The following is a 19,506-nucleotide window of genomic DNA, read 5'->3' on the forward strand; positions in this document are numbered from 1 at the left end:
GTTGAAAAAGCTTGCCAGGTGGCAAGCTTTTTCTGTTTATAAACATTTTAGTTCCATAGATTATAGGCAAGCTGTAATCCTAATCGTAATTTCACTACTCCTCCAGTTTGAAGATCGCTAATTTCTCCTCTTGAATTAAAAATTTTATCAGGTACTACATCCGCATTATCCATTTCAGAAAATTCATGAATATATCTATATCCTAACCCAACAAAGATTGTAATGTAGAAAGGATCGTAATCATATATTTTACCCATTTTGATATTTAACGCAGGTACAATTCGGTCTACTCTAGAGTCATAAAACCTATAGTATTCACAGTCCCCAAATTCATCATTGCAGCTATAGCCGGCAATTCTTTCTGCATTAAAACTTGCCCAATAAAACTGTGGCTCAATGTCTATAAAAGTTTTCGAATTATAGGGGTAGTTTTCTTCAATATCCAAAAAATACCGATAATAGAAATAAGCTTTTACCCCATATACTTCAGTATACCAATCTGGTTCTATACTTGGATTCAGTCCCTGTAAATTATATATATAACCTATTTCCCCTCCAATAGCACTTCTGGTTCCCAATGTATTCATTAAACCAATGTCAAATGAATTATAACTTTCAAAATTGGAGCTTAAGGAAATATAAGAAAGCAATAATGGTTTGTATTGAGTATCGCTACTGTCTTTGGAAATAGAGTTGTTTTGAGCTAAACCAACAGATGAAATGCATACGAAAATTATTATTGCTAAAAGTTTATTCATTTGCAGGTGCACTAAGGATTTGACTTAATTCTTTTAAATTATAAGGATCATTATAATCATATTGAAATATGCCATTCTTACCTGTGATAATCAACTCTTTTCTACCATAATTTGTAATTACATCATAGCTTGGAATGCTGTCGTAATGAGATATAAGTTCCGGGTTTGCCCTGTCTTTAATATTAAAAACTTTAAAGCCAAAGTCACCTTCACATACAAAAAGAACCGTATCGCTCACTGATAATCCATGAGGGTTCTCCATTGGAATAGTAGTTAATAATTGTGGGTTTCTTAAATCTGAAACATCTACCACTTCCATTCGATCTTCTCCTGTCTGACAAGTGGTTCCGCTTCTTAAGGTTACATAAGCTATACTATTGGACACCACCACTGGATCGCATGAAAAAGAGTGTTCAAAATCTGATAAGTAATTTGGTATTGGCCCATCCTCTACTGAATAAATTTTCATTCCCCATTGGGTACCCAAAAACAAATAGTTTTCATATGGGAATATTGTCTCTACACCATCTCCAACATTTTCAGTTCCCAGTAAATCTGGATTTTCAGGATTACTAATATCAAAGGTTTTCAAAGTGCTTTCATCAACTATATATAAATAGCCTTTAAGAAAAGTAAATCTGGCCATTGATCCTCCTTTGCCTTCGCCTGAGCCATCAAATTCGGAGTCGCTTGAGCATGAGATGAATAGGGTAAGGGAAATGGTTATGAATATAAGTGGGAGTAATTTTAAATTTTTCATGACTTAAGGTTAGTTTTAAATGAAATTATCGATAGCATTTTGGAGATTGAAGTGTGGTGAGTTCCCACCCTACGATTAAACCTTTTTCAGGGTCTGGACATTCAAAATATACACCCTGTGGTTGTGGATATTGAACTCCAAATGGGAAAACACCTTTTACCCTAGAAGCTATTTTGACATTTTCTGGATTGCTAATGTCAATAGCTAATAAATCCATGGCTTGATCAGCATACAAAATATTATCTCTAACTGCTACATCATTACTACCCGTAATTTGAATAAAACCAATATTTTCCGGGTTTTCCGGATCTTCATTGTTGAAGACATGAACACCTTTTAGTCTATCAACCAAAAGTAGGTAATCATTTATGACATAAATTTTGCCTGGGTCTTCAATTTCTCTTACAGACAAAGTTTTAATTTCAGTTTGACTTTCTGTGGCATAAATTGGCCTGTAACCTTCCACTTCCTCAACATCAAAATCGGGGACAGGTTCCCAAGTATTGCATGAGGCTAGACTTAAGAAAAGTGCAGAAAGTGTTAATAGTTTAAGTATGAGTGTTTTCATTGGATTTATGAAATTTAAAAGTTCGATTTAATGACACATGTAGGCTACGATTGGTTGTAATCACCTTATGATTAGAATGAAAATAATTTATTCTACCAATACTGATAAATTATAGATAAATATAGTATTTCAAAATATTACTTTTTCAAATATTTATAGCATCTTAGCAAGATAGAAATATAATATGATTACAAAACGATTATTTTTTTTTACACTTTTATCCATTTTTTGTGTTTGTCATAGCTCTTTTTCCCAAAGGAAAGGAAATACAAAAGATAGTACTGAGGTAACCAGGCTTAATAATTTATTTAAAATTCAATATAAAAGTCAGCCCGCCAAAAGTTTTGAATATGCGAATACTGCTTTGGAGATCTCTAAAAGGATAAATTTCCTACAAGGAGAAGCCACAGCCTACAACAATTTAGGAGTTTATTATAAACAAAAAGGGGATTATGATAAAGCACTTCGCTTTTATAAGCTTTCCTTCAATCTTTATGATTCACTGGATGATAAAGAAGGAATAGGTAAATCTTTGAGTAATATCGGGAATATTTATTCCATCAATGAAGATTTTGAAAGGGCATTGGACTATTATACTGATGCTAAACAAATATTTGATGAACTTGATGATATTCCCAGACTATTAAGGATTTTAAATAATATTGGAAATATATACTTAGATCAAGGCCAGGAATTGGAGGCCGAAAATTATTATAGACAGGTTTTGAATATTTATGATCAAAATCCAGAGCAATCTACATTATTTGATCCTTACAGTAATATAGGGAAGATCTATTTCAACAGACAAGAATTTGATAGTGCGCTATATTATTTTAATAAGTCGTTAAAAAAGGAGGAGGCTTCAGATAATAAATTTGGCATTTCTGCTGCTTTGGTGAAAATAGCAAGACTTCATAATGCAAGGGGGGGGCATTTGGCAGCTAAAAATGCAGCACTTGATGCAGTGGACATTGCCAATGCCATAAATGCTAAACCTATTTTGTTAGATGCCTACAGTACACTTGCAGAAGTATACTTGCACTTGGAAGACCTTGAAAATTCATATTTGTATATGAATCAATATCATATTATGAATGATAGTTTATTTAATGAGACTTCTCGTAGAGCTATAGCCGAATTAGAAAAAAGTATAGAATTAGAGCAAAAAGAAAAAGAAATTGCGCTTTTAAGGAAAGAATCAGAGATCAAAGATTTACAATATCAAAATAGTCAGCTTTATATTTTCGGATCAGTTGCTTTTTCCATTTTGTTACTGGCATTAGCTATAATTTCCTTTTTAAAATTTAAGCAAAACCGAAAGGCGAAATCTCTTTTAGAATATCAAAATCAAGAAATTTTAAAGAGTAAACAATCGATTGAAATTCAAAAGATGAAGCTTGAAAGTTGGAATCAGAATATAACGGATTCCATTGAATATGCGAAAAGCATACAGGAAGGCATTATGAATAAAAATAATTTTAAAGAGAATATTCCTTCCTCTTTCGTATTCTATAAACCTAAAGACATTGTAAGTGGTGATTTTTATTGGTACTCACGGCAGGCAGGTTGTGATATTCTGGCTCTGATTGATTGTACTGGACATGGTGTAGCAGGTGCTTTTATGACGGTTATTGCCAATGCCACCATGAACCAAATTGTGAATGAAGAACAAGAAATTGAGCCACATAAAATCCTAGCTAAGCTGGATATTAAGGTGATGGAAATCTTAAAACAAAAAGAAGTGACCACCAGCAATCACAGCATGGATGTAGCTTTGTGCAAAATTGACTATGATAGGAAATTAGTGACTTTCTCAGGTGCTAAGAGGCCTCTTTATGTGGTGGAGCATAATAAATTGAAAGAATATAAGGGGAATAATTATACAGTAGGGGAGTATTTCAATAGCCCAGATAAAAAATTCACTTTTCAGGAGATTGATTTTGAGAAAAACCAAACCTTCTACTTAAGTTCTGATGGTTTTGCAGATCAATTCGGAATCAAAACGCAGAAAAAATATCTACGGAAAAGATTTAAATCACTTTTAGAAAGCATTTCAAATAAAAGCCTACCAGAGCAAGGTAAGAGTCTAGAACTGGAAATGAAAAGATGGCAAGGGGAGATGGAACAAACCGATGATATGTTGGTGATCGGGTTTAGGGTTTTATGAGTAAAAAGCAGAGAAATGAGAGCCGATTAAAAACTCTCATCCCATTCCAATTTCCCTTGGGAAACACCCATCAAATTGCAAAGACGGAATAAGATTCTAGCACCTACATTACCGTTCCAATCCGTATTTTCGCCTGGAGCTACTTCATTTAAATCAAAACCAATAATTTTCTTACCGTTTTTAACTAACCTCGTCAATAGATAAATGATTTCAGAATAGCTAATGCCACCTGGTACTGGTGTACCCGTATTTGGGCATAGTTCTGGTCTCAAGCCATCTATGTCAAAGGTGATATATACTTCATTTGGCAATTCTTTTATGATTCTATCGCAGATGATAGTCCAGGATTCGCCTTCAAACATCCCAACCTTTATATCATCATCATAAAAAATACTTACTCTTTCTCCTTGCTTTTCAGCAAATTTGATTTCCTCTTCACAAAAATCTCTTATCCCCACTTGAACCATTTTCTCAATTTGCGGAACAGTCTGCAACATATTATAAGAGATAGAAGCATGTGAATATTCAAAGTTTTCATAAGCTTTTCTGAAATCCATATGCGCATCAATTTGCAGCACACCAAAAGATTCATGTTTGGTGGCTAAAGCTTGAACTGCTCCTAAAGGAGTGCTATGATCACCACCTACTAATCCTAAAAGCTTATGTTTATCGAGCTGTTTTAGAGATTCGGATTTCACCCATTCTACCATTTCGGCACAAACCGAATTGACTTCCTTCAAAAGGCTTTTTCCTTTTTCGCTTTTTTCTTCACCAGATTCTAATAAGCCAATATATTCCTCTGCCATTATTCGGTGTTTATTGCTTTTTGTCAATAAATCCTGATTGATAGGGAGCATATGAATTCCCATTTTCCAAGCATCAATGATGTCTTTCTGGTACAAATCTACTTGAGAGGAGGCTTCCAAAATATGCTGTGGTCCTTGAGCGGTGCCTGCTTCGTATGAAACCGTTACCTCCCAAGGAATGGGTATTAAAATTAAATCAGCAGTTTTTTCATCGAATGGTAAAGCAAAAATATTATTTGTTTTGCCTAATCCGTTAGGGTCAAAGGCATTGATTATTTCCTGTTTTTTTGTCATAAATTATTATTGAATATCTTCTGGTCTAATATGTTCAATTAAATCACAGTTTTTTTCCGATACCTCCGACCAAGAGGAAAAAGGAATTTGGATATGTACCATACCTGCTGGTTCTACATAGCCCACTTCTGCACCTGTAATATATTCCGAAATATAGGTGATAGAAGGGTTATGGCAGATAATAATAGCCGAACGCATTTCAGCTGGAATCTCTGAAATAACACGTAACATGATGCGTGCAGAAGCTTCATAAATTTCTTCTGAGGCTTCAATATGATCAGGTTTAACGCCCAGTTGCTCATTAATTCTGTGCATAGTTTCTGTTGTCCTCTCGGCAATGCTATGTAACATTAAATCAGGATGAAATTCCTTTTGTTTTAAATACATCCCTACTTTTGAGGAATCCTGCAAACCCTTTGCAGTTAATTGGCGTTCCACATCTTTTAAGCCGGCAGTTGGTTCTTCTGCCTCGCCATGGCGAATTAAATAAAGGTCTTTAATCATTTGATTGATTAGCTGTTTGTAAGTAAAATTAAGATTAATCATTTAACTATCTCAATAAACGAGTAAAAACCTAAATTCTTTTTTTCTAAAAAAAAATAATGATATTTGAATTTCAATTTAAAATAAGCCAGTAGATATGTCGAAAAATTTAGTGATAGTGGAGTCACCAGCCAAAGCCAAAACTATTGAAGGTTATTTAGGAAAGGATTATAAAGTGCTTTCTAGTTATGGTCACGTTCGGGATTTGCCAAAAGGAAATAATGCCATCGACATTGAAAATGGGTTTAAACCTACTTATGAGATATCCAAAGATAAGAAGGAAGTCATCAAGGCATTAATAAAAGAAGCGAAATTAGCAGAAATGATCTATCTCGCGACTGATGATGACCGCGAGGGAGAAGCTATTTCATGGCATTTGAAAGAAGCTTTAAATTTAGATGATGCCAGAACCAAAAGAATTGTTTTTAGGGAAATTACAAAATCAGCCATTCAAAATGCGATTAATTCTCCTAAAGGAATAGATATAGATTTAGTAAATGCGCAGCAAGCGAGAAGAATTTTAGACCGTTTGGTAGGTTTTGAGCTTTCACCAATTCTGTGGAAAAAAATCAAAACAGGGCTTTCTGCTGGTAGAGTACAATCTGTTGCAGTAAGAATAGTAGTAGAAAGAGAGCGGGAAATTGAAAAATTCAAAGCGGAATCATTTTTTAAAATTCAAGCCTTTTTTAATGTAGAAGGTAAAGAATTAAAAGCGGAACTTCCGGGAAGGTTTAAAACGGAAGAAGAAGCGATGGCATTTTTAGAGAAATGCCTGGATGCGGAATTTTCTATAGGAAAATTAGAGAAAAAGCCTGCTAAGAAAACTCCAGCGCCCCCATTTACTACTTCTACTTTACAACAAGAAGCTTCCAGAAAATTAGGTTTTTCTGTTTCTCAAACCATGACATTAGCGCAAAGGCTTTACGAATCAGGTAAAATCTCATATATGAGAACGGATTCCCTGAATTTGTCTGATGAAGCGAAAGAAGGAGCTGCCAAAGAAATTAAATCAGAGTATGGGGCAGATTATGCACATACTAGAACTTTTAAGACTAAATCAGCTGGAGCACAAGAAGCTCACGAAGCCATTCGTCCTACAAATTTCTCTACAAAAGAGGCAAGTAGTGATTATAACGAGCAAAGGCTTTATGATTTGATATGGAAGAGAGCCATTGCTTCTCAAATGTCTGATGCTCAAATTGAAAAGACCAATGTGAGCATTGATATTTCTAATACAGATCAGACACTAAGTGCTAGTGGTGAGGTGGTGAAATTTGAGGGCTTTTTGAAAGTATATATTGAATCTACAGATGAGGAGGAAGAAGGAGAGACCAATGTAACTAAAGGCATGTTGCCTCCATTGCAAGTAGGTCAAACTTTGGATTTGAAAAGAATGCAATCCAGAGAAGGCTTCACTCGACCGCCAGCTCGCTATAATGAGGCAACTTTAGTGAAGAAATTAGAAGAGATGGGAATTGGCCGTCCATCTACTTATGCACCAACCATATCTACTATTCAGAAAAGAGGCTATGTCAACAAAGAATTCCGTGATGGAAAAGATCGGAAATACGTTGAGATGGTGTTGGAAAATGGAAAAATAAACCGTGCAGAGAAAACGGAAATTACCGGAGCCGAAAAAAATAAATTATACCCTAGTAATTTAGCTATGGTGGTAAATGATTTCTTGGTGGAGCATTTTCCTAATGTTACGGATTATAATTTCACTGCTAAAGTAGAGCAAGAATTTGATGAAATTGCCAAAGGTGAAAAGATTTGGAATAACATGATTAAGAAATTCTATGGCGAGTTTCATCAAAAAGTGGATGATGCAGAAAGCATTGAAAGAAAAGATGTTAATACTGGTCGTGAATTAGGAGTTGACCCTAAAACGGGTAAGAAAGTAATAGTGCGTTTAGGTAAATACGGCCCTTTGGTACAATTAGGTGAAACGCCTGATCCTGAGGATGAAGAGGCGGAAAAACCGAAATTTGCTAGCTTAAGAAAAGGACAATTTATTGAAAACATCACGCTTGAAGATGCTATGGAGTTGTTTAAATTGCCTAGAGAACTAGGTAATTACGAAGATCAGAAAATGGTGGCAGCTATAGGGCGTTTTGGTCCTTATGTTCGACATGATGGCAAATTTGTTAGTATTCCGAAAGGAGAGGATCCATTAGATATCACGGCTGATAGGGCAATAGAATTAATTGAAGAAAAACGGAAAGCAGACAGGGAAAAATTCATCAAAAGTTTCGATGAAGATCCTGATGTCCAAGTATTAAATGGAAGATGGGGACCATATATTAAATTTGGTAAAAAGAATGTTAAAATCCCTAAAGATAAAGAGCCAACAGATTTAACCTATCAAGAATGTGTGGAATTAGCTGAAAAAACGCCTGATAAAAAAGGAGGAAGAAAAGCGGCTCCAAAAAAGAAAGCAACTAAGAAAAAGTAGAATAAAAAAACCTGAGCGATCAGGTTTTTTTATTTCGTCATGATCGGTTTGACACCAATTTAATGCTATTAAGCTAAAGGAATAATATTAACGAGGTTTTCGCTTTAGCGAAAAATCTTTTGTTTTCTTTTGTTCTTTGTGGTGGAAATTTGCTACCGATAGTACAGATTAACAAGCATTACTTTTTAATCACAAAGGAGACAAAGGAACATAACCTTGGTTATTTTTTAGGGTTTTATCATAGGGTTATGTTTAAAGCTTAACTTAATATCGTTGAACTACGAGAGGGTGAAAGTTTTTAATTTTTCAACACATCCTGAATACTTTCATCCTTTTCAAAAGCATGCTTTGCATAAGTACATAATGGCAATATTTCAATTTTTGAATTTCTAGCCTCTTCCACTATTTTAAGTAATAGTTTTTTACCTATTCCTTGACCTTTTAGGCTTTCATTTACTTCAGTATGGTCAATTATCCACATTGAGTTGGGTGTAATTGAATAAGTCATTTCTGCAATAGGAGAATTAAATTCACCCATATATGCTTTTCCTTTATTTTCTGATGAATGAAATTGAATTTCTTTTTCCATTTTGATTAATATTATAGGGTTTGAGTTAAGCCAAATATCCAAATGATAAAATTTCAAATCTCTTGATGCAACTTTTTAAATAATAGAAGTATCTAAAGAATATAGATCAGTCACTAAATTTCATGATGAACCTATACTTAAAGAGATTCTTTTTAGGATGTATTTTCTTATTTTCATTCAATACGGTTCTTTTACCACAATCGTTGAGTAATAAAAATGTGAGTTCAAATCCCGTGTTTTCAGAAAATGAAACAGATATTCTAGGAAAAAATGAAAAGAAAGGAAGTTTTTTACCTGATTCAGTTCAAGAATCATCTCTTGATATTATAGAGTTCAAAGAAAATTTAAGTAATCAGAATTATCAATTAAAGTCAAAATCAGGTGTTTTTTCTGTTTTCAATGAGATAATCTACTACTGGTTCCATCAATTCTAATCAATTTATCTCTCATTATTTACTTTAAATATTGCTCTGATTTCATAATAAGCTTTTAGCTTTGCAAGCTTAAATAATATTATGAAATGAGCATAAATTTTAGAATCCTCAACATACCAACCCAGGATGAATAAAATTTATTGAATTCCATCCCGATAAATACGGGACAAGTTGTGGCAACTTAAAAACAATTATATACACATGAATAAGGGGATTCTTTACATGATTATCGCAGGTTTTTTGTTTGCAACCATGAATGTTTTCGTCAAAATGTTGCCTAATATTCCTGCTGTGGAGATTGTTTTTTTTCGATCTCTCATATCTTTCGTAATGAGTTATGTTTATTTAAAATCCATTGGAGTTCCTGTATTAGGGAATAACAAAAAGCTGTTGATTGCTAGAGGTGCAGTGGGGGCAGTGGCTTTAACCATGTATTTCTATACACTTCAAAACATCCCTTTAGGAAGTGCAGTAACCATGCAATTCCTATCTCCAATTTTTACATCAATATTGGGAATTTTCATAGTAAAAGAGAGAGTACATCCAAAGCAGTGGATATTTTATATCATGGCCTTTGCTGGTTTAATAATTATTCAAGGTTTTGACCCTAGAATTTCTGTTCAGATGTTCATCATCGGAATTAGTTCTTCCATATTTGCTGGCTTGGCCTATAACATTATTAGAAAAATAAAAATGACTGAGCATCCTTTAGTCATCGTTTTTTACTTTCCTTTGGTGACTACTCCTCTTACGGGTATCTATTCAGCCTTCAATTGGGAAATGCCTGTTGGAAATGAGTGGCTGATTCTCTTGGCAATTGGTGTATTAACTCAGTTTGCCCAATATTTCATGACCATGTCATACCAGTCAGAAGACTTATCAAAAGTGGCCAGTTTAAAATATTTAACCATTGTATACGCGCTTGCATATGGCTATGTATTTTTCGATGAATCTTATAATTGGATAGTTTTTTCTGGAATTTTCTTAATATTGTTAGGAGTTATTCTAAATATTTGGTTTAAAAATAGGATTGAACGAGTCAAAAAAATAAAATGACTATATGTTTCTCGAACAAATAGGCCATGTTATCGAATTGATTTGATTTTGATTGCTCCTTAAAAAGGTTTTTCTCAATTTATGGGATTATTTATAATGAGCTTCAATTAAGTTTATTTTTCATTTAAAATGAATGATTGAGGTTGCCATATGTTTTGAATGAATTACAATAAAGAAAAAATCTCTTTGGAAAAGGAAAATCTTCAAATAAAACAGGAGTTAGAGGCAGTAAAGAAAAAATTAGCTCAATATCAATATGCAGCTGCAGGAGCTAATGAAGGTTTATGGGATAGAGATCTCATTACTGAAGAGGTTTTTATTTCCCCACCTTGGATAACCATGTTAGGTTATGATCCAGAAGAATTTGATGAATATTTTGAGCTATGGGAAAACTTGATGCATCCAGAAGACAAGGATTTTGCTGTTAATGCTTTAAATGAATTTATTAAAGGTGAAAGGACGGAGTATAATATTCAATTTAGGCTTAAACACAAAGAGGGCCACTATATTTGGGTAAGATCTAACGCCAAACTCACAGTTGATAAAGATGGGCGCCCTATTAGGGTTTCAGGATCTCATAGAGATATTACAGATAAAAGGCGCAGTGATGAGATAATTAAATCAAGCGAAGAGAAATATAGAAACTTTTTTCAGAACTCTCTAATTGGTATCATGAGAGTCAGGAAATCTGATTTTGAGGTAATAGAAATTAACCAGAAAGGACTTAATATTTTAGCGCTTCCTGAGAAAAAGCGACATATGAAAATGTCTGATCCTTTTAAAGATAAGGAAGATGTTGTTAAATTATTAGGGCAGTTGATTGACAAAGAGTCAATAGAAGAATTTGAGGCAAAATTTGAGCGTTGGGATGAATCAGAGACTTGGGTTTCTATATCTGCTATAGAAGTTGAATCTAATGATACAGCTTATTACGATATTATTTTTAGGGATATAAGTGAGTTTAAGGAGAACCTGATAGAACTGCAAAGATTAAATTTTGAGTTGGATAATTTTGTGTATCATGCTTCTCATGATATTAGGTCTCCTTTACGTTCATTAATGGGCTTAATTGAAATTTTAAAAACCGAGACAAGGCCAGCCGAAATACGGAAGATTATTGAAATGATAACGGGCAGCATCAATAGGTTGGATAAATTTGTGGTTGACCTATTGGCAATGTCACGGGATAATAGAATGGAAGAGCCTGATGCTGTCCCCATTAATTTTATGGTGGAAGTAAACAACAGTATCACCAATTTTCATCATGTTTATACTACCAAAAATATTGAAATCAGAACAAAGATAATACAATGGTATCCTTTTCATTCTGATTTGACTAAAATCCGTATCATTCTAAATAATCTTATATCAAATTCAATTAAGTATAGGAAAAATTTAGAAGTCGATATTTCTTATATTAATATTGATATTGAAACTTCAGCCGAAGAGGCAAGAATTATAATTGAAGATAATGGAGAAGGTATTCCCCAAGATAAATTAGAAAAAATATTTGATATGTTTTACCGAGCTTCCGAAAGCAGTGAAGGTAGTGGTTTGGGAATGTATATCGTAAAAAACGTGATAAAGAAATTAAATGCTAAGTTGGACGTTCAATCTAAAGAAGGAGAGGGAACCAAGTTTACTATAAATATACCGAATAGATATAAAAGAGAATCTTAAACAAAAAATTGCATGTCAGTTCATAAAAAACCTATTAAAAAAATCACTACTCACCAATTACAGGAAATGAAAAACCGTGGCGAGAAAATTTCTATGCTTACGGCTTATGATTTTTCGATGGCAAAATTGGTAGATGCTTCCGGAGTAGATGTCATTTTAGTAGGTGATTCTGCTTCAAATGTTATGGCAGGACATGAAACTACTCTACCTATCACGCTTGATCAAATGATTTACCATGCTTCTGCAGTGGTAAGGGCAGTAGAAAGAGCTTTAGTGGTAGTGGATATTCCTTTTGGATCTTATCAGGGGAATTCTTCTGAAGCATTGCGGTCATCCATCCGAATTATGAAAGAATCAGGTGGACATGCAGTTAAAATGGAAGGAGGAGCTGAAATTCAGGAGTCTATAAAAAGAATTTTAAGTGCTGGAATTCCAGTTATGGGCCATTTAGGTTTAACACCTCAGTCAATTTATAAATTTGGAACTTACACGGTAAGGGCAAAAGAAGAAGCTGAAGCTGAAAAATTAATTGAAGATGCTAAGATTTTGGAAGAATGCGGTTGCTTTAGCATAGTTCTAGAAAAAATACCTGCTGATTTGGCTAAAAGAGTAGCGGAGGAAGTTAATATCCCTATCATTGGGATTGGCGCAGGTCCCTACGTTGATGGACAAGTTTTAGTACTCCATGATTTATTGGGAATTACAACCGAATTTAAACCACGATTCTTGCGCCACTATGCTCGTTTGGATACTGTTATAACAGAAGCCATCGGTAAATATGTAGAAGATGTGAAAAATATTGAATTCCCTAATGAGGATGAGATGTATTAGTGTTTTTGGGAGTTAGTGACCTTGGTTGGCGGTATATTGACTATTTGCATGATTTGAGATTAAATGATTTAGTTTAAATCTTTATACTTCGTTAGATTAGAACGTCATCCCTTTGAAGAAAGGGATCTTGCAATATTGAAACGAAGTTTCAATAAACTATATTTAAATCACAATATGTAAAAGGATATAAGTTCGGTGCCCCAAGCCTATTGATTATTTTTTAACCAAAGGTTAAAATCTATAGATTCCCACCTCCGTGGGAATGACGCACTGAATGAAATAATTAGATTTTTAATGTTCTATATGAATGTTAATACTGTCCTAATGGCTGGTAGTAGACCTACTAATCTAATAAATTAACTTTCAATCCCTAAAAACCCTTTTCAAAGAAACATAAACTACCCCAATTGCTATTAAAACCGTACCCCCTGCTATTACAAATTCCATAATTTTTTGCTTAGAAACAAACTGTTTTTAATAATGTTTCGAGCTACCTGAAGAATGCCTAGTGAAATAATTTTATCTACTCTTTCTTTTATTTAATTTCACATCCTGAAATTTGGAACAAGGCTTCCGAATGGCCGTTACTTATTGATGTTTATTAAATTTTAAATCAAATACATTAACCATGTCTAAAACTGCAAGGATTTTATATACCAAAACAGATGAAGCTCCGGCTTTAGCAACCTATTCTTTTCTACCTATCATAAAAGCATTTACTGATTCAGCTGGTGTAGCTGTTGAAACTCGAGATATTTCATTAGCAGGGCGTATTATTTCTCAATTCCCAGAGAGATTAAAGCCAGAACAACAAATTAATGATGATTTAGCTGAGCTTGGTGAAATTGCTAAAACTCCTGAGGCTAATATTGTGAAGTTACCTAATATTAGTGCTTCTATTCCTCAGTTAAAAGCTGCAATAAGGGAATTGCAATCCTTAGGATATAATTTACCAGATTATCCAGATGAACCAGCTAATGAGGATGAAAAGAAAGTAAAAGCCAAATATGATAATGTTAAAGGTAGTGCTGTAAACCCAGTCTTAAGAGAAGGTAACTCTGACAGACGTGCTCCTAAAGCAGTAAAAGAATTTGCTAAAAAACACCCTCACAGCATGGGAGAGTGGAGTAAAGATTCTAAAAGTCATGTAGCGAGCATGAGCGAAGGAGATTTTTATGGAAGTGAAAAATCACTCACTTTACCGTCTGCAACAGAGGTGAAAATTGAATTGAAAACTAAATCTGGAGATGTTAAAGAACTAAAAAGCGGATTAAAACTTCAAGAAGGTGAAATTATTGATGCTGCAGTCATGAGTGCTTCTGCTTTACGTGCCTTCTTAAAAGAGCAAAAAGAAGAGGCGAAAAAAGCAGGTGTATTATTTTCGATCCACCTGAAAGCAACCATGATGAAGGTTTCTGACCCTATTATTTTTGGCCATGCCGTAAAAGCTTTCTTCGAGCCAGTTTTTGAAAAACACCAAGCAACTTTAGATGATTTAGGCGTTGATGTTAACAATGGATTTGCATCTGTTTTATCTCAAGTAGACGAATTACCAGAGGATAAAAGAAAAGAAATTGAAGCTGATATAGAAGCTTGCTACAATGAAGGACCAGATTTGGCAATGGTAAATTCTGACAAAGGTATTACTAACCTTCATGTTCCGAGTGATGTGATTATTGATGCCTCCATGCCTGCCATGATCAGAACTTCAGGTCAGATGTGGAATAATGACAACAAAACGCAAGATACAAAAGCGATTATTCCAGATAGAAGTTATGCAGGAGTATATCAAGAAACCATAGATTTCTGTAAGAAAAACGGAGCTTTAGATCCATCTACTATGGGAAGTGTTTCTAATGTAGGATTGATGGCTCAGAAAGCTGAGGAATATGGTTCTCACGATAAGACTTTTGAAATTCCTGAAGCTGGAACTGTTGAGGTTAAAGATGCCAATGGAAATGTTTTATTAAGTCATGAAGTAGCTGAAGGCGACATTTGGAGAATGTGTCAAGTGAAGGATGCGCCAATCAGAGACTGGGTGAAATTAGGGGTGAATAGAGCAAAAGATACTGGAAACCCAGCTGTTTTCTGGTTGGACAGTAATCGCTCTCATGATTCAGAATTGATCAAGAAAGTCAATGAATATTTGAAAGATCATGATACAAATGGTTTGGACATCAGAATTATGAATCCTGTTGAAGCAACTCGTTTTTCATTTGAAAGAATAGTGGAAGGAAAAGACACTATATCTGTAACAGGAAATGTTTTAAGAGATTATTTGACCGATCTTTTCCCAATTTTAGAAGTAGGGACTAGTGCTAAAATGTTGTCTATCGTTCCATTAATGAATGGAGGTGGATTATTTGAAACTGGTGCTGGTGGATCTGCTCCAAAGCACGTACAACAATTCATGGAAGAAGGCCACTTAAGATGGGATTCTTTAGGTGAATTTTTAGCTTTAGCAGTATCATTGGATCACTTAGGTAAAACTTTCGGTAATGAGAAAGCTAAAATCTTAGGAGCTGCTTTAGATAATGCGACTTCTAAATTTTTGGATGAAAATAAATCTCCTTCAAGAAAAGTCAATGAGATTGATAATAGAGGAAGCCATTTCTATTTAGCGATGTATTGGGCTGAAGCCTTAGCAAATCAGGATGAAGATGCTGACTTGAAAAAGATTTTCAGTAGAGTAGCAGAAAGTATGAGCCTCAAAGAAGCGGTTATTAATGAGGAACTTATTGCCGCTCAAGGTAAGCCAGTTGATATGGGTGGTTACTATAAGCCAGAAGAAAGTATTTTAGTAAAACAGATGAGACCTAGTAATACATTGAATGAGATTTTAGATTCAATAGTAAGCTGAGTGTAAATCATTATAAGTAAAAATTTAAGCTCCTTTGAAGATTTAAGATCCAATAAGGAGCTTTTTTATTTAGATGATTTATTGAGCTCTAAACCAAAAAAAAATAAAAGGTAAGACCTCAGTCTATATATCCATAAAGGTTAATTATCAATCGATAAAACTTAATTTTTATCCGATTAAATTGTAAATAAAGATTTATATTTTTTATTTTTGATAATTATATCCTTTAAATAATATGCCACTAACTCCTTTGATTGAAGTACTAGGAAACCAAAGAGCTGCTCATCTTTTAAGAAGAACCGTATTTGGTGCTACTCCAGATTTGGTTCAAGAGTTTTCTCAATACACTCCGCAAGAGGCATTGAATAAATTGTTTGTATCTGAAATCCCATATCCAGCACCACCTATTGATCCAGCAACTGGTCAGGAATGGATGACAACAGGAACTACAGATGCCAACAGTGAAGGCTTTGAATTAGAGCGGTATTTCTTAGGATGGCAATTAGGGCAGTTTTTAGGAGCTAATGTAGCAGAAGAACAAAAATTGTCTTACATCTTTAGAGAAAGATTAGTCTATTTTTTACATACTCATTTCACAACCAAAAAGTCTGTAGTAGGCAATAGCCGAGCTTTATATTTCCAAAACCAACTTTTTCGTCAGTTTGCCTTTGACCAATATTTAGAAATAGAAGAAACAGGTGAAACTCTAAGTTTCAAAGATTTAGTTATAAAAATCTCCTTGGATAATGCGATGTTACAATTTTTAGATGGTCGACTAAATGTGAAGGGAAGCCCAAATGAAAATTATGCCAGAGAATTATTAGAATTATATTCTGTAGGTAGAGGATTAGAAGGAACGGATAAAGGAGATAACGATACAGGTGATTACGGTACTTTTACGGAACAAGATGTTCAAGTAGGCGCCAGAATTTTATCTGGCTTTAATGTAGACGATACTTTTAGTTTTATAGACGAACAAACCGAATTGCCAACTGGAATTGCAAAGGGAAATGGACTAACTGCTGCTCAGCACGATAATGAAAGCAAACAATTAAGTTTTCGTTTTAATAATGCTGTCATCAGCCCCGACCCGGAATTATTATTAAATGGCCAGGCTACTTATGAAAGTGCAGTAGATGAAATTAAGCAATTCATTGAAGTCATATTTCAACAAGAAGAAACAGCCATTCATATTTGCAGAAAAATCTATCGCTTTTTTGTCTACCATGAAATAAGTGAGGAAATACAAAATGGTGTTATTAAGAATATGGCCGCTGTTTTTGTGGAGGAAAACTTTAGCCTACAAGCTGTTTTGCAAGCCTTATTTAGCAGTAAAGAATTTTATGAAGGTGGAGATGGTATTTCTGATGATAATTTTGGCAGTATCATTAAGAGTCCTTTGGATTTAATAATAGGTCATGCTAGAAGTGTGGCATTAGAATTACCTGATTTCATTTCAGATTATAATTCCTTTTATGAGATCACAAACGATTGGTTGGGTAAGATGGGAGATATGGGCTTAAATTTTTATGAGCCTTTCGAAGTAGCAGGTTATCTGGCGTATCATCAATTCCCTATTTATCATAGGGGTTGGATCACTACTTCTTATTTGACTCAGCGTTATGCTTATGTTCAGAGTGTAAGTAATGCCGATATGGAGGGTATGGCTGTTGCATTGAAGACTCCGATTGAATATGTGGAACAATATGTTGACAATAATATTGCTTCAAATGCAAGGGATTTGGTCGTTGAAATTTCTAATCAATTTCTTGCTTTAACCGATAATTTAGGATTTGATAATCCTGATAATAGCCCTTTAACTGAAGAGAGATTGAATTATTTTCTGGATGCATTTTTAAAAACCTTTCAAATAGATGAAAATCCCGAAGAAGCCTGAACCATCCGATGGACTCAAGGCGTGGATAGGGAAACAGTAGAAAGACAATTACAAGATCTTTTTAATGCTATTTTGCAATCACCTGAATATCAATTGATGTAGGCCATGAATAGAAGAAAGTTTTTAAAACAATTAGGATTTGCAGCAGGCGCACCAATTGCCTTTCAGGGGATTCCTTTGCGTCTTTTATCCTCACATCAACCACTTAAAAACCTTTTGCCCAAAAGTGATAATGATAAAGTAATCGTTATACTTCAGCTGCATGGTGGTAATGATAGTCTTAATAGTTTTATTCCAATTGAGAATTACGATCTTTATTATAATAGAAGAGCAAATATCGCTATTCCGTATAAAAGCGGAAACAGGACTTTAATCCCACTAGATAGTACCTTGGAAGCCCCTGATCAAGTAGGACTACATCCTGATATGATCGATTTCAAAAGTATGTATGATCGAGGTCAGGCTGCTGTATATCAAGGTGTATCCTATCCTAAAAATAATGGATCACATTTCCGTGGCCGTGATATTTGGTTTATGGGAGGTGATTATGATGATTATTACTCTTCAGGTTGGATAGGTAGATATTTAAACCAAGTTTACTCACCTTCCGCTTACCCTGATGATTTCCCTAACGCTGGAATGCCTGATCCTCTGGCTTTAGAAATGGGGAATGATACTTCATTATTATTTCATCAGGAAGGAAATATTCCAACTTCTATTTCATTAGGAAATAGTCCAGGGGCACTTTTGAATCAGATAGAAAACTTGGAAGGATTTGCTGATGAAGGTGTAGATCCAAGAGGCTTACCTCCAGAGCACCTTAATGGCTCTCCTTACAAAAAGGAAATGGACTGGATTTTAGGATTGGAAGATAAATCCGAAACTTATATTAAACGCTTACAAGAGATTTATCAATCTTCAAACGAAAGTGCAGTTGAATACCCTGAAATTTATCCTTTTAATGCACCATCTGGAAGTTTGAGAAATCCTTTGAGCGGACAATTAAAGTTGGTTTCTCGTTTGCTAGGTGGAGGCATTAAAACTAAAGTATTTTTAGTGAAAATGGGTGGTTTTGATAACCATGCTGGTCAAGTGGAAAGCACTAATACCACTATGGGTGTGCATGCCACCAAAATGTATCATATTTCTGCGGCAATGAAAGCTTTTCATGCGGATTTGAAAGCTAGAGGTATGGAAGATAAAGTACTCACTATCAGTATGAGTGAATTTGGTAGAAGAATTCCATCAAACGGTAGCTATGGTACTGATCACGGGAAAGGTGGTGCTGTGATGGTATTTGGAAACCGTGTAAATCCAGGTGTTTTTGGAACCAATCCTGATCTGAATAAGAGCAATGTTGATTTGCAATTTGATTACCGACAGCTTTATGCTAGTCTTTTGCATGAATGGTTAGGTGTTGATCAAGAAAGCATTAATAATGATATTTTCTTTAGGGATTTTTTCAATGCTACAGATGAAAATGGGAATCCTTTACCAGATGTTGAAATGGTCTCTAACAGCATAACAGGAACTAATTCTTGGTTAGGAAAGCATTTTAATGTAGATAATCCCTTTCCGAATCCTGCAGGCGAAAGGACTAATCTAAAAATACAAAGTAATGAACCAGGCAAAGTAAGAATTGAAATCATGGGCATAAATGGTCAATCTATAGGAGTTCTCAATAAAACACTTCATCAGGGTAGTAATGATATTCAATTAGATGTTTCTGGTTTAAAATCAGGGATATATACCATTAGAGTAAATGCCAAAAATATAAATGACAGTAAAAAACTTATCAAAAACTGATT

15 protein-coding genes are annotated in these 19,506 nt (G+C 34.4%); 9 read left to right on the forward strand and 6 right to left on the reverse strand.

The genetic code is table 11. From position 1 onward, the window contains the following. Nucleotides 1–47: 47 nt before the first annotated feature. Genes ABWH96_RS07615 through ABWH96_RS07625 form a run of 3 tightly spaced genes read right to left on the reverse strand, consistent with a single transcriptional unit; the run spans nucleotide 48 to nucleotide 2,086 of the window. Nucleotides 48–758 carry a hypothetical protein gene (locus ABWH96_RS07615; RefSeq protein ID WP_375580872.1) on the reverse strand — a complete coding sequence of 237 codons (711 nt, stop codon included), beginning with the start codon at nucleotides 756–758 and terminating at the stop codon, nucleotides 48–50. Further along, nucleotides 751–1,518, reverse strand: coding sequence for an LVIVD repeat-containing protein (locus tag ABWH96_RS07620; RefSeq protein WP_375580873.1), 768 nt, complete (start codon nucleotides 1,516–1,518; stop codon nucleotides 751–753). The genes ABWH96_RS07615 and ABWH96_RS07620 overlap by 8 nt, the downstream gene beginning before the upstream one ends. Before the next feature lie 25 nt (nucleotides 1,519–1,543). Beyond that, nucleotides 1,544–2,086 carry a hypothetical protein gene (locus ABWH96_RS07625; protein ID WP_375580874.1) on the reverse strand — a complete coding sequence of 181 codons (543 nt, stop codon included), beginning with the start codon at nucleotides 2,084–2,086 and terminating at the stop codon, nucleotides 1,544–1,546. 184 nt (nucleotides 2,087–2,270) lie between these two features. Between ABWH96_RS07625 and ABWH96_RS07630 the strand changes: the two genes are divergently transcribed. Then, on the forward strand, nucleotides 2,271–4,253 hold the full coding sequence (locus ABWH96_RS07630) for a tetratricopeptide repeat protein (RefSeq protein ID WP_375580875.1): 1,983 nt from the start codon (nucleotides 2,271–2,273) through the stop codon (nucleotides 4,251–4,253). Between the two features lie 26 nt (nucleotides 4,254–4,279). Here the strand turns inward: ABWH96_RS07630 and ABWH96_RS07635 are convergent, their stop codons facing one another. Next, nucleotides 4,280–5,353, reverse strand: a complete 1,074-nt coding sequence (locus ABWH96_RS07635) for an agmatinase family protein (RefSeq protein ID WP_375580876.1) — start codon at nucleotides 5,351–5,353, stop codon at nucleotides 4,280–4,282. A gap of 6 nt (nucleotides 5,354–5,359) precedes the next feature. Further along, nucleotides 5,360–5,899, reverse strand: coding sequence for a histidine phosphatase family protein (locus tag ABWH96_RS07640; protein WP_375580877.1), 540 nt, complete (start codon nucleotides 5,897–5,899; stop codon nucleotides 5,360–5,362). A 94-nt stretch (nucleotides 5,900–5,993) separates the two neighbouring features. Between ABWH96_RS07640 and topA the strand changes: the two genes are divergently transcribed. Then, the gene (gene topA / locus ABWH96_RS07645; RefSeq protein ID WP_375580878.1) at nucleotides 5,994–8,351 is read left to right on the forward strand and encodes a type I DNA topoisomerase; all 2,358 of its coding nucleotides are present in this window, start codon (nucleotides 5,994–5,996) and stop codon (nucleotides 8,349–8,351) included. Between the two features lie 298 nt (nucleotides 8,352–8,649). On the opposite strand, the gene ABWH96_RS07650 is transcribed toward topA, so the two are convergent. Beyond that, a complete protein-coding gene (locus ABWH96_RS07650) occupies nucleotides 8,650–8,940 on the reverse strand; it encodes a GNAT family N-acetyltransferase (RefSeq protein ID WP_375580879.1) in 291 nt (96 codons plus the stop codon). Nucleotides 8,941–9,062: 122 nt separating this feature from the next. On the opposite strand from ABWH96_RS07650, the gene ABWH96_RS07655 reads away from it, so the two are divergent. The 7 genes from ABWH96_RS07655 (at nucleotide 9,063) to ABWH96_RS07685 (ending at nucleotide 19,504) form a co-directional block, all read left to right on the forward strand. Continuing rightward, nucleotides 9,063–9,374, forward strand: a complete 312-nt coding sequence (locus ABWH96_RS07655; protein ID WP_375580880.1) for a hypothetical protein — start codon at nucleotides 9,063–9,065, stop codon at nucleotides 9,372–9,374. A gap of 201 nt (nucleotides 9,375–9,575) precedes the next feature. Then, nucleotides 9,576–10,430 carry a DMT family transporter gene (locus ABWH96_RS07660; RefSeq protein WP_375580881.1) on the forward strand — a complete coding sequence of 285 codons (855 nt, stop codon included), beginning with the start codon at nucleotides 9,576–9,578 and terminating at the stop codon, nucleotides 10,428–10,430. Between the two features lie 159 nt (nucleotides 10,431–10,589). Beyond that, nucleotides 10,590–12,110, forward strand: coding sequence for a PAS domain-containing sensor histidine kinase (locus tag ABWH96_RS07665; protein ID WP_375580882.1), 1,521 nt, complete (start codon nucleotides 10,590–10,592; stop codon nucleotides 12,108–12,110). 12 nt (nucleotides 12,111–12,122) lie between these two features. Then, on the forward strand, nucleotides 12,123–12,941 hold the full coding sequence (panB, locus tag ABWH96_RS07670; RefSeq protein ID WP_375580883.1) for a 3-methyl-2-oxobutanoate hydroxymethyltransferase: 819 nt from the start codon (nucleotides 12,123–12,125) through the stop codon (nucleotides 12,939–12,941). A 628-nt stretch (nucleotides 12,942–13,569) separates the two neighbouring features. Beyond that, nucleotides 13,570–15,801 carry an NADP-dependent isocitrate dehydrogenase gene (locus tag ABWH96_RS07675; protein ID WP_375580884.1) on the forward strand — a complete coding sequence of 744 codons (2,232 nt, stop codon included), beginning with the start codon at nucleotides 13,570–13,572 and terminating at the stop codon, nucleotides 15,799–15,801. 235 nt (nucleotides 15,802–16,036) lie between these two features. Then, nucleotides 16,037–17,698, forward strand: a complete 1,662-nt coding sequence (locus tag ABWH96_RS07680; protein WP_375580885.1) for a DUF1800 family protein — start codon at nucleotides 16,037–16,039, stop codon at nucleotides 17,696–17,698. A 105-nt stretch (nucleotides 17,699–17,803) separates the two neighbouring features. Beyond that, entirely contained in the window at nucleotides 17,804–19,504 is a 1,701-nt protein-coding gene (locus ABWH96_RS07685) for a DUF1501 domain-containing protein (RefSeq protein WP_375580886.1), read from the forward strand. The last annotated feature ends 2 nt before the right edge of the window (nucleotides 19,505–19,506 follow it).

Origin of the sequence: Marivirga tractuosa (assembly GCF_042140215.1) — a bacterium.
Lineage (GTDB): Bacteria > Bacteroidota > Bacteroidia > Cytophagales > Cyclobacteriaceae > Marivirga > Marivirga tractuosa_A.